Annotated in this window: 17 protein-coding genes; 3 read left to right on the forward strand and 14 right to left on the reverse strand. The window is 65.6% G+C overall.

From position 1 onward, the window contains the following. Window positions 1–43 precede the first annotated feature (43 nt). The 9 genes from R2676_RS18995 to rpe all read right to left on the reverse strand — a co-directional run bounded on the left by R2676_RS18995 (window position 44) and on the right by rpe (window position 7,759). Entirely contained in the window at window positions 44–835 is a 792-nt protein-coding gene (locus R2676_RS18995; protein ID WP_116576397.1) for a uracil-DNA glycosylase, read from the reverse strand. Then, window positions 832–1,491: a CYTH domain-containing protein gene (locus R2676_RS19000; RefSeq protein WP_206274019.1), complete on the reverse strand. Its 660-nt coding sequence runs from the start codon at window positions 1,489–1,491 to the stop codon at window positions 832–834. The genes R2676_RS18995 and R2676_RS19000 overlap by 4 nt, the downstream gene beginning before the upstream one ends. 10 nt (window positions 1,492–1,501) lie before the next feature. Further along, window positions 1,502–2,305, reverse strand: a complete 804-nt coding sequence (trpC, locus tag R2676_RS19005) for an indole-3-glycerol phosphate synthase TrpC (RefSeq protein ID WP_206274018.1) — start codon at window positions 2,303–2,305, stop codon at window positions 1,502–1,504. 1 nt (window position 2,306) lies between these two features. Then, on the reverse strand, window positions 2,307–3,344 hold the full coding sequence (gene trpD / locus R2676_RS19010) for an anthranilate phosphoribosyltransferase (RefSeq protein ID WP_027680176.1): 1,038 nt from the start codon (window positions 3,342–3,344) through the stop codon (window positions 2,307–2,309). Window positions 3,345–3,357: 13 nt separating this feature from the next. Further along, window positions 3,358–3,792: a lysozyme inhibitor LprI family protein gene (locus R2676_RS19015; protein WP_206274144.1), complete on the reverse strand. Its 435-nt coding sequence runs from the start codon at window positions 3,790–3,792 to the stop codon at window positions 3,358–3,360. After that, a complete protein-coding gene (locus tag R2676_RS19020; RefSeq protein ID WP_206274017.1) occupies window positions 3,789–4,358 on the reverse strand; it encodes an aminodeoxychorismate/anthranilate synthase component II in 570 nt (189 codons plus the stop codon). Before R2676_RS19020 ends, R2676_RS19015 begins: the two co-directional genes overlap by 4 nt. A gap of 16 nt (window positions 4,359–4,374) precedes the next feature. After that, window positions 4,375–5,904 carry an anthranilate synthase component I gene (gene trpE / locus R2676_RS19025; protein WP_063392006.1) on the reverse strand — a complete coding sequence of 510 codons (1,530 nt, stop codon included), beginning with the start codon at window positions 5,902–5,904 and terminating at the stop codon, window positions 4,375–4,377. A 401-nt stretch (window positions 5,905–6,305) separates the two neighbouring features. Next, complete coding sequence (locus R2676_RS19030; RefSeq protein ID WP_206274016.1) at window positions 6,306–7,034, reverse strand: phosphoglycolate phosphatase; 729 nt, start codon at window positions 7,032–7,034, stop codon at window positions 6,306–6,308. Then, window positions 7,031–7,759, reverse strand: a complete 729-nt coding sequence (rpe, locus tag R2676_RS19035) for a ribulose-phosphate 3-epimerase (RefSeq protein WP_206274015.1) — start codon at window positions 7,757–7,759, stop codon at window positions 7,031–7,033. Before rpe ends, R2676_RS19030 begins: the two co-directional genes overlap by 4 nt. Before the next feature lie 131 nt (window positions 7,760–7,890). Between rpe and apaG the strand changes: the two genes are divergently transcribed. Then, on the forward strand, window positions 7,891–8,265 hold the full coding sequence (gene apaG, locus R2676_RS19040; RefSeq protein ID WP_012436492.1) for a Co2+/Mg2+ efflux protein ApaG: 375 nt from the start codon (window positions 7,891–7,893) through the stop codon (window positions 8,263–8,265). Between the two features lie 7 nt (window positions 8,266–8,272). On the opposite strand, the gene R2676_RS19045 is transcribed toward apaG, so the two are convergent. Then, window positions 8,273–8,506, reverse strand: a complete 234-nt coding sequence (locus tag R2676_RS19045) for a hypothetical protein (protein WP_206274014.1) — start codon at window positions 8,504–8,506, stop codon at window positions 8,273–8,275. Window positions 8,507–8,580: 74 nt separating this feature from the next. Here R2676_RS19045 and mltA point away from each other — a divergent pair, with 74 nt between their 5' ends. Next, window positions 8,581–9,735 carry a murein transglycosylase A gene (gene mltA, locus R2676_RS19050; protein ID WP_206274013.1) on the forward strand — a complete coding sequence of 385 codons (1,155 nt, stop codon included), beginning with the start codon at window positions 8,581–8,583 and terminating at the stop codon, window positions 9,733–9,735. A 14-nt stretch (window positions 9,736–9,749) separates the two neighbouring features. On the opposite strand, the gene paaK is transcribed toward mltA, so the two are convergent. The 3 genes from paaK to paaG all read right to left on the reverse strand — a co-directional run bounded on the left by paaK (window position 9,750) and on the right by paaG (window position 12,517). Then, window positions 9,750–11,054: a phenylacetate--CoA ligase PaaK gene (gene paaK, locus R2676_RS19055; protein WP_206274012.1), complete on the reverse strand. Its 1,305-nt coding sequence runs from the start codon at window positions 11,052–11,054 to the stop codon at window positions 9,750–9,752. A gap of 202 nt (window positions 11,055–11,256) precedes the next feature. Beyond that, on the reverse strand, window positions 11,257–11,724 hold the full coding sequence (paaI, locus tag R2676_RS19060; RefSeq protein WP_316857423.1) for a hydroxyphenylacetyl-CoA thioesterase PaaI: 468 nt from the start codon (window positions 11,722–11,724) through the stop codon (window positions 11,257–11,259). Window positions 11,725–11,728: 4 nt separating this feature from the next. Next, window positions 11,729–12,517, reverse strand: a complete 789-nt coding sequence (gene paaG / locus R2676_RS19065) for a 2-(1,2-epoxy-1,2-dihydrophenyl)acetyl-CoA isomerase PaaG (protein ID WP_027680166.1) — start codon at window positions 12,515–12,517, stop codon at window positions 11,729–11,731. A gap of 83 nt (window positions 12,518–12,600) precedes the next feature. On the opposite strand from paaG, the gene R2676_RS19070 reads away from it, so the two are divergent. Next, window positions 12,601–13,377 (forward strand): enoyl-CoA hydratase, encoded by a 777-nt coding sequence (locus R2676_RS19070; protein ID WP_206274010.1) that lies wholly within the window; start codon window positions 12,601–12,603, stop codon window positions 13,375–13,377. A gap of 133 nt (window positions 13,378–13,510) precedes the next feature. Here R2676_RS19070 and R2676_RS19075 read toward each other — a convergent pair. After that, window positions 13,511–13,726: hypothetical protein (locus R2676_RS19075; protein ID WP_316857364.1), on the reverse strand; the 216-nt coding region annotated here is incomplete at its 5' end.

The following is a 13,726-nucleotide window of genomic DNA, read 5'->3' on the forward strand; positions in this document are numbered from 1 at the left end:
GACGCTCGGTGGCTTGTCGATGGGGCTGCGTGGCCGGCGCGGTTCAGGCGGCCTGCGGTTTCAGCCAGTCGATGGTCGGCTGGTGCTGCGCCGCCAGCCAATCATTGGCCGTCTTGAAATGCCCGCACCCCAGGAACCCGCGATGCGCGGACAGCGGCGACGGGTGCGGCGCCTCCAGCACCAGGTGCCCGTCTGACAGCAGCGCCCGTTTGGCCTGTGCGTGGCTGCCCCACAGCATGAACACGCGCTTGTGGCCGACGCGCGCGAGCTGCTCCAGCAGGCAATCGGTGATGCGTTCCCAGCCACGCTTGGCGTGGCTTGCCGCCTGGCCTTGCTCGACGGTGAGCACCGTGTTCAGCAGCAGCACGCCTTGCTGTGCCCAGCCTTCCAGGTTGCCGGAGGTGCTCGGGAGCTTGCAGCCGAATTCCGCTTCGATTTCCTTGTAGATATTGCGCAGGCTCGGTGGCACGCGCACACCGGCCGGCACCGAGAACGCCAAGCCGTGCGCCTGCGGAATCTCGCGGCCATCGACGGTGCCCGTGCCGTGATACGGATCCTGGCCGAGGATGACGACGCGCACATCGTCCACCGAGGTCAGGTGCAGGGCACGGAAAACGTCCGTCGGAAAGATCGGCTTGCCCGCGGCGCGCTCGCCATCGACGAAGGCGCATAGCTCCGGCCAATTGGTCTGCGCGATACACGGCGTGAGGATTGCCTTCCAGTCGGCGGGCAGGGCATCGAACTGCTGGGCCAGCGGGGTGAAACCGACGGCAGTGGTGTCTGCTGCCGGTTCGTCGAAAAGAGCGGCTTGCGCCGGATTGGCGCGTCGCGTCACGGCTGCCCTCCCGTGGCTTTCGCGCGCAGTTGGTAGCCGCGTTGTGCCTTGCTGATATCGAGCGGTGTGAGGCCGGTCACGGCGGCGCGCAGCTTCTGCGTCCAGGCGTGCAGGCGTTCGGCAACTGCGTCTTCGGTGAGCGTGCTGCCCGCGGCGGGCTTCCACTCCAGTTCCAGCTCGTCGATCGGCTCGCGTGCCTGGGTGCCGGGGATGAGGATGGCCCCGGCGTCCAGCGCGATCTCGATCTCACCGCCATCCGCTGCGACATGCCACAGGCGGCGCGTGAAGTCGGTGCGGAACAGCGGGGCCAGCGCAGCCGCATGCGGGCGGACATAGTCGGCGGCTTCGGCGGCGTTGTTGGCAGCGAAGGCATCGACGGACAGTGCGTCGTTCTGCAGCGGCACCTCCCATTCGTGGCGGGCGCTCAGACCGGACGTACTCACGGCTGCGGTCTTCAGCGTTTGCAGCCATTGGCTGCCCTGACGGCGCACGCGCAATGCGGCACGGCTGCGTGCCAGCGCTTGGTCGGGTGTGTCGTAGTAGACGTTCGCCAATTCCACCGAGCCGGCCGCCTGCGCATTGGCGTCCAGCCAGCTGACCAGTGCGTCGTGCGTGCCGGCCGAAACGGCCAGCTTCAGTTCAATCTCGCGGGCCATGGTGTGGCGCTCAGGCGAACAGGCGGGCCAGTTCGGCGCCCGGGTCGTCTGCACGCATGAAGGCTTCGCCGACGAGGAACGCGTTGACGGCGGCGGCGCGCATCTTGCGCACGTCGTCCGGCGTGAGGATGCCGGATTCCGTGACGACGATGCGGTCGTCCGGCATGTGCTTGAGCAGGCCGAGCGTGTTGTCGAGCGACGTCTCGAACGTGCGCAGGTTGCGGTTGTTCACGCCCACCAGCGGCGTTTGCAGACGCAACGCGCGATCCAGCTCGTGGCCGTCGTGCACTTCCACCAGCACGTCCATGCCAAGTTCCAGCGCGCACGCTTCGAGTTCTTCCATCAGGCCCTGGTCCAGCGCGGCCACGATCAGCAGGATGCAGTCCGCGCCCCATGAGCGCGCTTCGTACACCTGGTACAGATCCACCATGAAATCCTTGCGCAGCACCGGCAGCGTGCAGGCGGCGCGCGCCTCGCGCAGGTAGTCGGCGTGGCCCTGGAAGAACTGCTCGTCGGTCAGCACTGACAGGCACGCGGCGCCGTGTTCCGCATAGCTGCGGGCGATCTCGGCCGGCTTGAAGTTCGGGCGCAGCACGCCCTTGGACGGCGACGCCTTTTTCACTTCGGCGATGACCGCCGCGTTGCCGGCGGCGATCTTGTCGCGCATCGCGTTGGCAAAGCCGCGGGCGGCGAGCGTGCTGTCGGTGCGGTTGGCTTCGGCTTCGGCGCGCACGCTGGGCAGGTCGCGGTGCTTGCGGGCGGCGGCCACTTCTTCGGCCTTCACGGCCAGGATTTTCTGCAGGATGTCGGACATATCAGGCTTTGAACTGGTTGGTGACGCGCACGAGTTCATCAAGCTTGGCGCGCGCGGCGCCCGAGGCGATGGCTTCGCGGGCCAGCTTCATGCCGTCGCCGATCGAGCCGGCGATGTTGGCTGCGTACAGCGCAGCACCCGCGTTGAGCGAGACGATCTCGCGCGGCGTGCCGGGCTTGTTCTCGAGCGCTTCGATCAGCATGGCTTTGGACTCGTCGGCGTCGGCCACCTTCAGGCTGCGGTTGGAGACCATCTGCAGCCCGAAGTCTTCCGGATGGATTTCGTATTCGGTGACGACGCCGTCCTTGAGTTCCCCGACCAGCGTGGCGGCGCCGAGTGACACCTCGTCCATGCCGTCCTTGCCGTAGACGACCACCGCGTGCTTGGCGCCCAGGCGCTGCATGACGCGCACCTGAATGCCGACCAGGTCCGGATGGAACACGCCCATCAGGATGTTCGGCGCGCCGGCCGGGTTGGTCAGCGGCCCGAGGATGTTGAAGATCGTGCGCACGCCCAGTTCCTTGCGGATCGGGGCGACGTTCTTCATGGCCGGGTGGTGGTTGGGCGCGAACATGAAGCCGATGCCGACCGTCTCGATCGATTCGGCCACCTGCTCGGGCGTGAGCATGATGTTCACGCCCAGCGCCTCCAGCACATCGGCGCTGCCCGACTTGGAGCTGACGCCGCGTCCGCCGTGCTTGGCGATGCGCGCGCCGGCCGCCGCCGCCACGAACATCGAGGCGGTGGAGATGTTGAACGTGTTGGCGCCGTCGCCGCCCGTGCCGACGATGTCGACAAAGTGGTCGGACACCTCAGCGGGCACGTCGACCTTGGTGGCGAATTCGCGCATGACGGTGGCAGCGGCCGCGATTTCGCCGATGGTCTCTTTTTTGACGCGCAGCCCCATGGTGATGGCAGCGGCCATCACGGGCGACATCTCGCCGCGCATGATCAGCCGCATCAGGTGCAGCATTTCGTCGTGGAAGATTTCCCGATGTTCGATACAGCGGACGAGCGCTTCTTGCGGAGTGATGGACATGGTCGTTCCGTATTCAGTTGGGCGCTGCCGGAGCCGCAGCCGGGGTGACCGGCTGTGCGGCGTCGCGCAAGGCGCCGATGCGCTCGCGCGAGAGATCGGCCTCGCATGCGGCTTCAGCCAGGTCGGCATCGGGGGCATTGCGGGCCAGGCGGCGGGACAGGTCGCATTCGGCCTGTCGATAGAGTTGGTGTGCGCGCACGGTGCGGTCGAACGCCATGGCGGCGCCGCGGTCCGTGGCTTTGTTGGCAGCCATGCGGGCGCGCAGCGCGGTGCGGCGTGTCGATTCGGCCGACGCCAGTTCGGTCTGTGCCGCCTTGCGTGCGGTCTGCACGCATTGGGCGACGTTGCCGGCCTCGGGCTGGGCGGCCCGGCAGGCCTCCAGCGTGCCGGCCATCGCCGGCAGGCTTGCCATCATCGCCAGCGCCATCGCGCACGCGCGGCGCATCAGAAGCGTTCCTTCAGGAAGTTGCCGAGCAGCGCGTGGCCGTGTTCCGACAGGATCGATTCCGGGTGGAACTGCACCCCTTCCACCGGCAGCGTCTTGTGGCGCACGCCCATGATTTCGCCGTCTTCGGTCCAGGCGGTAATTTCCAGGCAATCCGGCAGCGTTTCGCGCTCAATGGCAAGCGAGTGATAGCGCGTCACCTTGAAATGCCGCGGCAGGTTGGCGAATACGCCCACGCCGGTGTTTTCAATGGTGCTGACCTTGCCGTGCATCACCTTCTGCGCGCGGATCACGCGGCCGCCAAACGCATCGGCAATCGCCTGGTGTCCGAGGCACACGCCCAGGATGGGCACGCGCCCCGCAAAGTGCTTGAGCGCCGGAACCAGGATGCCGGCTTCCGTCGGCGTGCAAGGGCCGGGCGACAGGCAGATGCGCTCCGGGTTCAGCTTTTCGATCTCTTCGATCGTGATCTCGTCGTTGCGCACCGTTTGCACATCCTGGCCGAGTTCGCCGAAGTACTGGACGATGTTGTAGGTAAAGGAGTCGTAGTTATCGAGCATCAAAAGCATGGTGGTCTCCTTAACCTCAGAAATCGGCGTCGAGGCCGTCTTGCACTTGCTCGGCCGCACGCAGCACGGCGCGCGCCTTGTGTTCGGTCTCCCTCCATTCGGCATCCGGGTCCGAATCGGCCACCACGCCGGCGGCGGCCTGCACGTAGAGATTGCCGTCCTTGATGATGCCGGTGCGGATGGCGATCGCCAGATCCATCTCGCCCGAGAACGAGAGATAGCCCACCGCGCCGCCGTAGATGCCGCGTTTGACCGGCTCCAGCTCGTCGATGATTTCCATCGCGCGCACTTTGGGCGCGCCCGACAGCGTGCCGGCCGGGAAGGTCGCGCGCAGCACGTCCATGTTCGTCATGCCGGGTTTCAGGCGGCCCTCGACGGAGCTGACGATGTGCTGCACGTGCGAATACTTCTCGATGACCATTTGATCCGTCACCTTGACCGAGCCGATCTCGGCAATGCGGCCGATGTCGTTGCGCGCCAGGTCGATCAGCATGACGTGCTCGGCGATTTCCTTCGGGTCGTTGAGCAGCTCGGTGGCGAGTTCTGCGTCGCGCTCGGGCGTGTTGCCGCGCGGGCGCGTGCCGGCCAGCGGGCGGATCGTCACGATGCGGGCGGATTCGTCGGCGCCGTTGCCGTTGGTGGATGCCGGGATGCGGCGCTCTTCCTGGCGCACCAGGATTTCCGGCGACGCGCCGACGATCTGCATGTCGCCGAAGTTGTAGAAGTACATGTACGGCGACGGGTTCAGCGAACGCAGCGCGCGGTACAGCGACAGCGGCGCATCGCGGAACGGCTTGACCAGGCGCTGGCCGATCTGCACCTGCATCATGTCGCCGGCAGCGATGTATTCCTTGGCCTTGAGCACGGCGGTGATGTAGTCCGCCTTGTCGAACTCGCGGATGGTGTCGGTGCGCACCGACGGCGATGTCACCGGCACATCCACCGGCTGGTGCAGTTTGGTGCGCAGGGCGCGCAGGCGCTGCTTGGCGTGCGAATACGCCTCGGGCTTCGACGGGTCGGCGTAGACGATCAGGTAGAGCTTGCCGGACAGGTTGTCGATCACGGCCAGCTCTTCGCAGAGCATGAGCTGGATGTCGGGCAGCTGCAGATCGTCGGGCGGGGCGGTTTCAGCCAGGCGGGGCTCGATGAAGCGCACGGCGTCGTAGCCGAAATAGCCGGCCAGGCCGCCGCAGAAGCGCGGCAGGCCCGGGCGCAGCGCAACCTTCTGGCGGCGCTCGAAGGCCGCGATGAAGTCCAGCGGATTGCCTTCGTTCGTCTCCACCACCTTGCCGTCGGTGACGACTTCCGTGCGATTGCCCTTTACACGCAGCAGCGTGCGCGCATGCAGGCCGATGAAGGAGTAGCGCCCGAAGCGCTCGCCGCCCACCACCGATTCCAGCAGGAACGTGTGCGTGCCGCGGTCGTGCGATTGCGCCAGCTTCAGATACAGCGACAGCGGCGTCTCCAGGTCGGCCAGTGCCTCGGCAATCAGCGGAATGCGGTTGTAGCCCTGGTCGGCCAGCGATTTGAATTCGAGTTCGGTCATGAGCGGTCAGGTCGATTCGCCGGGCGGGCAGGTGCTCGCCCGCCGGCATGCGTTCGGTCCACGGCAAACGCAAGAGCGTCGATGATGCCGTCGGAACGTTAGCAGAACATCAGGGATGGGAACGCGCGAACGTCGTAAAAGCGACCGTGCGATCCCGCAAGGGTCGTCCGCAGCCGATAGCGGGCAGGCGGAAGACCGGCGGGCGGTCAGCGTTTGGGGCAGGAGACGCGAGGGTGGCTTGGGCGGCGCGCTCATGACGCGCCAGAATGCCGAAACCGGGGAAGAACGATCAGCAGCCGTGCAAACGCTTACGCCCGGACGAGGGCGTGCCAGGGCCGCCAGGGCCAGGCCCCCCGGTCACCACCAGCGTCGACGCGTTTGCGATTCAGGAACATGGATCGTCAGTTGGAAGCGGCAGAGACTGTGTTGTGTGGCTCTGCATAGGGCCGGATCAACTCGGCTGCCGCAAAAAGTGTGTCGACTATAGCATCGGCTCCGGCGTCCTGTATAGGCTGGCCGTGGTTGTAGCCATACGGCACCGCAAGCACGCGCATGCCGGCCGCGCGGGCCGCCCGGGCGTCGTTTTCCGAGTCGCCGATGGCCACGATTTCAGCCGGCGTCAGGCCAAACGCCTCGGCCACGCGCAGCATCGGATAGGGGTCGGGTTTGCGGTACGGGAACGCATCTCCGGGGTACACCAGGTCGAAGCTGGCATCCAGCCCCAGTTGCGCGAGCAGCGGCTGCGTGAAATCGTGTGGCTTGTTGGTCACGCATGCAAGCGCCAGACCAAGGTCGCGCAACGCGGCCAGCCCTTCGCGCACGCCGTCGTAGACATTTACGTACTGGCCGTTGATGGCGATGTACGCGCGCTGATAGGCCTCGAGAGCCTCCGCAAACCGGCTGTTGGCCTGGGCAGGCGGCAGGCGCGCGTCGAGCACGCGCCGGACGAGGTTTTCCGACCCCTTGCCGACATAGCCCACCACTTCCTCGGTCGGCATGTCCGGCGTGGCGCCCAGCGCTTCGAGCATGGCGTTGATGGCGGCGTGGAAGTCGCCGGCCGTGTCGACCATCGTCCCGTCCAGATCGATGATGACGCCTCGGACGGCCCCGGCCGGCAGCGTGCCCGTCATGCCGTAACGCCGCCCAGGGCCTGGCGCAGCGCGCCAACGGTGCCGCGGTAGCCGCCATCCGCGTCCGGCTTGCCGAACACGGCCGAACCCGCGACGAAGGTGTCCGCGCCGGCCTTGGCAATCTCGGCGATGTTGTCGGCCTTCACGCCGCCGTCGATTTCCAGCAGGATCTTGCGGCCGGTCTTGTCCTGGTATGCGTCGAGCTTCTGGCGCACCGCGCGCAGCTTGTTCAGCGCTTCGGGAATGAACGATTGGCCGCCAAAGCCCGGGTTGACCGACATGATCAGCACCATGTCCAGGCGATCCATCACGTGGTCCAGATAGTGCAGCGGCGTGGCCGGGTTGAAGACGAGGCCGGCCTTGCAGCCGTTGTCGCGGATCAGCGCCAGCGAGCGGTCGATGTGCTCGGAAGCTTCCGGGTGAAAGGTGATCAGGTCGGCGCCGGCCTTGGCGAAGTCCGGAATGATGCGATCGACCGGGCTGACCATCAGGTGCACGTCGATCGGCACCGGCTTGCCATCCTTTTGTGCGTGCGGCCGAATCGCCTCGCAGACCAGCGGGCCGACGGTCAGGTTCGGCACGTAATGGTTGTCCATCACATCGAAGTGGATCCAGTCGGCGCCCGATTCGAGCACGCGGCGCACTTCTTCGCCCAGTCGGGCAAAGTCGGCGGACAGGATGGACGGGGCGATGCGGAAACCGGACGGATCGATGGCAACGGACATGATGGGAGACGGATAAGGCGCGCGCAGGGCGCAAAGGAGGTCGCTATTTTAGCCGGATCGGCCGTCTGCTCGTGCCTTGCCGGTGCCACGGCCATGCCGCACAATGGGCGCCATTCTTATTGTGGATCGTCATGCCGAGCTACGAACTCACCGTCCAGGTCCGGACGCGCTACCTGCCGGAGCAATCCGAGCCGGAGCAGGGCAGCTACGCCTTCGCCTACACCATCACCATTCGCAATACGGGCGACGTGCCGAGCCAGCTCATCTCACGCCACTGGGTGATTACCGACGCCGAAGAGCAGGTGCAGGAAGTGAACGGCCTCGGCGTGGTCGGGCATCAGCCGCTGCTGCCGCCGGGTGAATCCTTCGAGTACACGAGCTGGGCGACCATCAAGACGCCTGTGGGTACGATGCGCGGCGAGTATTTCTGCGTGGCCGAAGACGGCCACCGTTTCGAGGCGCCCATCCCCGAATTTGCGCTGGTGATGCCGCGCATGCTGCACTGATCGGGAATCAGGGCGCGTCGGAATTGGCGGCTTGAGAATCTTTTGGCGCTGCGTCGGTCGATTGCGAAGGCTTGGCAGCGTCGCCGTGGCGCGACGGGTGCTCCGGCGGCGCACGCAGTGGGCGTGGATGCTTCTTGGCGCCCGACATCGTCCAGACCACGATGAAGATCAGCAGGAACAGCGCCACGCCGGCCTCCAGGCCGAACAGCATCATCGGATGGTTTTCAAAGAATTGGCTCATGGTCGACGGCGGGAAGCTCGGGTGCGAGGCATTGTAGCCAAGCCCGCGGCCGCACCGGACAGGATGAAACACGCATGACAGCAGCAACCTTGGACGCATTGACACCAGCCCGCAACGCTCTGCGCCGCCGATGGGCTGCCCGGTTTGGTTCCTTTGCCGCAGCCCTGGTCGCCGCAATGCTGGCAGCCTGCACGAGCGGGCCGCCGCCGCGCGTCGAAACGCCGCAAGCGCCCACAGGCACGCTCGGCGGGCATCTGGCCCCCGCTACCTGGGCCGATGTGTCGGGCTGGACGGCCGATGACCTTGCCTCCGCCTGGCCCGCCCTGCAATCGAACTGCCAGGCGATGAAGCGCCGCGCCGATTGGTCGCGTGTCTGCACCGCCGGCCTGATGGTCGATGCCGGCGACCCGATTGCCATGCGCGTGTTCTTTGAAGACAACTTCACGCCGTATCGCGTGGTGAAGGACGACGGTACCGACAGCGGCCTCATCACCGGTTACTACGAACCGCTGCTGCGCGGCTCGCGCACCCGCCACGGTGTCTATCAGACGCCGCTGTACCGCATGCCCGCCGCCTGGCGCGGCAAGACGCTGCCGGCGCGCGCGCAGTTGATCCGCAGTCCGGCGCTGCAGGGTCAGGAAATTGTCTGGGTGGATGATCCGGTCGAAGCCGCGTTCCTGCAGATTCAGGGTTCGGGCCAGGTCCAGCTGGAAGAGGGCGGCATCATGCGCCTGGGCGTGGGCGGCACGAACAACCAGCCGTTCCGTTCATTTGCGCGCTGGCTGCTCGACATGGGCGAAATTACGCCGGTGCAGGCCACCATGCAGGGCATCAAGGCCTGGGCGCGTGCCAATCCGAGCCGCGTGGAAGAGATGCTCAACATCAACCCGCGCTACGTGTTCTTTGCCGAGACGCCCGGCAACACGGGCGGCCCGATCGGCAAGCTGGGCGTGCCGCTCACGGACGAACGCTCGATCGCAGTCGATCCGACGTACATTCCGCTGGGCTCGCCGGTGTTCCTGTCGACGACCAAACCGCTGTCGACCGATCCAATTCAAAAGCTGGTTTTTGCGCAGGATGTGGGTTCGGCCATTCGCGGTGCCGTGCGTGCCGACTATTACTTCGGCCATGGCGATGCCGCCGGTGACTTGGCCGGGCGCATGAAGCAGGCGGGCCGCCTGTGGGTGCTCGTGCCGAAGGGCGGCAGCGTCGGCGTCGCCACCCGCTAAAGAGGCGAGGCGGGCTAAGCGCGCCGCAAGTCCACCACGCGGCGCGCCTTGCCGACCGAGCGCTCGATCCCGCCGCTCGCCAGAATCTCGATCGCGGCGGTCACGCCGATCAACGACTTGATGTCGTGCGCCAGTTGGCTGCTTGCCGAGTTGGCCGCGTCCGCCGATGCGCCGAGCGCCGCCTCGATCCGTACCGTCAGCGTATCCAATGGCCCTTCCTTGCCCAGCACGCACTGGTAGTGCGGCGACAGCGCCGCGTGCTTCAGGATCAATTCCTCGATCTGCGACGGAAACACGTTCACACCGCGCACGATCATCATGTCGTCGCAGCGCCCGGTGATTTTTTCCATGCGCCGGAAGCCCGGTCGCGCCGTGCCCGGCAACAGGCGTGTCAGATCGCGCGTGCGATAGCGCACCACCGGCATCGCTTCCTTGGTCAGCGACGTGAAGACCAGTTCGCCGAATTCGCCGTCGGGCAGCACCTCGCCGGTGTCCGGATCAATGATCTCCGGATAGAAGTGGTCTTCCCAGATGGTCGGGCCGTCCTTGGTTTCGGCGCATTCGCTGGCAACGCCCGGCCCCATCACCTCCGACAGGCCGTAGATATCAACCGCTGAAAGCCCCATGCGCGCTTCGATGGCGCTGCGCATTTCTGGGGTCCAAGGCTCGGCGCCGAAGATGCCGATCTGCAGGCTCGACGCGGCCGGGTCCATGCCCTGGCGTTCGAACTCGTCGGCAATCGCCAGCATGTAGCTGGGCGTGACCATGATGATCTGCGGCTGAAAATCGCAGATGAGCTGCACTTGCCGCTCGGTTTGTCCGCCGCCAAACGGGATGGCCGTCAGCCCCGCACGCTCCACGCCGTAATGCGCGCCCAGGCCCCCGGTGAACAGGCCGTAGCCGTAGCTCACGTGGACCTTGTCGCCGCGCCGGGCGCCCGCCGCCCGGATCGAGCGCGCCACCAAGCCGGCCCATGTATCGATGTCCGCCAGCGTGTAGCCGACAACCGTGGGTTTGCCGGTCGTGCCCGACGACGCGTGGATGCGCGCGATCCGGTCCTGCGGCACCGCAAACATGCCGAACGGATAGTTGTCGCGCAGATCAATCTTGGTCGTGAACGGAAACTTCGCCAGATCGGCAAGCGACTGCAAATCCGACGGATGCACGCCCGCGGCGTCGAACTTGGCCCGGTAGGCGGGCACGTTCTCATACGCATGCGCGAGGCTGCGCCTCAGGCGTTCAAGCTGCAGAGCCTGGATGGCGTCACGGCTGGCCGTCTCGATCGGATCGAGCGGCAGGTCGGTCGAGCTGGGGCGCATGTGGTCTCCTCGGGGCGCCGTCGAGCGAACCTGCTCACGATCCTACTGCGCGTCCCGATCTTGGCCCTGCGATGCTCACCGTACCCGTGTACGGTTGCGCTTCTCGGGCCAACCTCGGGCCGCTCGCTACGGATCGTGAACAGGTTCTGAGGCGTCCTCTAATGGTGATGCGGTTTTGTGGAGGGCTTTATAAGACGTCTAGCTAGGGTTCTGGGCTGCCAGGGATCGGAATGACGTGGCCGCGAATCTGTGCAGACTTGCCGCGAAACATGGCGACCACCTCGCCGGCCTGGTTTGTCACGCGTACGTCGTAGATGCCGTGGCGGCCGGATAACACCTGCTCGGTTGCCTCGGCCGTGAGGGTTTCGCCGCCGTGCGCCGGGCGCAGGAATTCGACGCTGCACCCAGCCGCCACCGTGTTGTGGTTATGGCTGTTGCAGGCAAACGCGAAGGCCGAATCGGCCAGCGTGAAGATCAATCCGCCATGACAGGTGCGATGCCCGTTGAGGAATTCAGGCCGCACCGCCATGGAAAGCCGAGCAAAGCCGGGCGCGACCGCCTCCACGCGCATGCCGAGCCAGCGCGTGCAGGCATCGGCGTCGAACATGCTTTTGCAGGCCGCTTCAGCCAGTGCCTGCGCATCGTGGAGGGTCGTTTCCGTCACGCTGATGTCCTTATTCGCCGGTGAAATGGGCCACGCGCTTGTTCAGAAAGGCGTCCACGCCTTCTGCATAGTCGCGCGAATTGCCGAGTTCGCGCTGCAGGTCGCGCTCCAGGTCCAGTTGGGCGTCCAGCGACTGTGTGGGCGCCGCGTGCATGGCGCGCTTGATGGCGGCCAGAGCACGGGTCGGCTGCTTGGCCAGATGGTCGGCCATGCAATTCACTTCGGTCATCAGAATCTTGGCGTCGTGATAAACGCCCCAGATCAGGCCCCAGGCGAGCGCCGTCTTGGCGTCGAGCTTTTCCCCCAACATCGCCAGCCCCATCGCCCGCGCCACGCCGATGCGCTGCGGCAGGAACCACGTTCCTCCCGAATCCGGCAGCAGCCCGATCTTTACAAAGGCCTGGAGGAAGCACGCATTCTCGGCGGCCATCACGATGTCGCACGCCAGCGCGAGGTTTGCGCCGGCGCCGGCAGCCACGCCGTTCACCGCGGCAATCACCGGCAGGGGCATGGCGCGCAGACGGCGTACCAGCGGGTTGAATTGTTCGTCGATGAGCTGGCCCAGGTCGGTCATCTGCCCGGGCGTGACATTGAGTTCGGAGAGATCCTGCCCCGCGCAGAAACCGCGTCCCGCTCCGGTCAGGATCAAGGCGCGGGCGCGCTGGCGCTCCACCTTGTCCAGCGCTTCGCGCAGTTCCCGGTGCATGCCGGCCGTGAAGCTGTTGAGCTGATCGGGCCGGTTCAGCGTGATGGTGGCCACGTGTTCATGCCAGTCAAGCAGAATGGTCGGGCTGGTCATCTTGTCTCCTCCTCGGTCATCGGTTCATTGATTAACCGACCGGTTGGTCGGCTAATATTACATCCATTCCAACTGGAGCTTCCATGTCCTACGAAAACATTCTGGTCGAAACGCGCGGTCGCGTCGGTCTTATTACGCTCAATCGTCCGAAGGCGCTCAATGCGCTCAACGATGCGCTCATGGACGAACTTGGCGCCGCGCTGCTCGCCTTCGATGCCGATGCCAACATTGGCGCCATCGTCATTACCGGCAGCGAAAAGGCGTTCGCCGCCGGCGCGGATATCGGCGCCATGGCCGATTACGACTTCGCCACCGTCTATAAGAACGAATACATCACGCGCAACTGGGAAACCATTCGCCGGATCCGCAAGCCGGTGATCGCGGCAGTGGCCGGCTACGCGCTCGGCGGCGGCTGCGAACTGGCCATGATGTGCGACATCATCCTCGCCGCCGATACCGCCAAGTTCGGCCAGCCGGAAATCAAGCTCGGCACCATGCCCGGCGCAGGTGGCACGCAGCGCCTGCCGCGCGCAGTCTCCAAGGCCAAGGCGATGGATCTCTGCTTGACGGCCCGCATGATGGGTGCCGAGGAAGCCGAGCGCGCCGGACTGGTCTCGCGTGTCATTCCCGCCGACAAGCTGCTGGACGAAGCCATCCAGGCCGCAGAAACCATTGCCGGCTTCTCGCTGCCCACGGTCATGATGATCAAAGAGTCGATCAACGCGGCCTACGAGACCTCGCTCAGCGAAGGCGTCCATCTGGAGCGCCGTCTGTTCCACGCCACGTTCGCCACGGAAGACCAGAAGGAAGGCATGCGCGCGTTCGTCGAAAAGCGTGCCGCTACGTTCAAGCACCAATAAGGACAGTCCGGCGGGTGACTTCGGGAATACCCGAGTAACGAAATCGGGTATCTCGGGGCGCGTTTTGCGAGGCCTTTGCGGCCGCAATCCCATGCGTAGCCTGGGCTGGCGGCTATTCTTCACGAACGTGTCATCAGCCTGTCACGACAAAGGTGTTGCCAAGCTCCGGGAACCCGCCTATAGTTCGCCCCTCGCTGCAAAACACAGCGCCGAAACGCAAGTCGCGGTGGTGGAGTTGAGTGGTGGAGAAGCAGGTGTGGGGCGGGTTTGCGGTCGATTGGGTGGTTGGCGATTGGCGGTGAATCGAGTGGTAGTTGGCAGCGAGTTGACGGATAAAAATTCTTCGACG

It is taken from the genome of Ralstonia flatus (assembly GCF_958439105.1).
Lineage (GTDB): Bacteria > Pseudomonadota > Gammaproteobacteria > Burkholderiales > Burkholderiaceae > Ralstonia > Ralstonia flatus.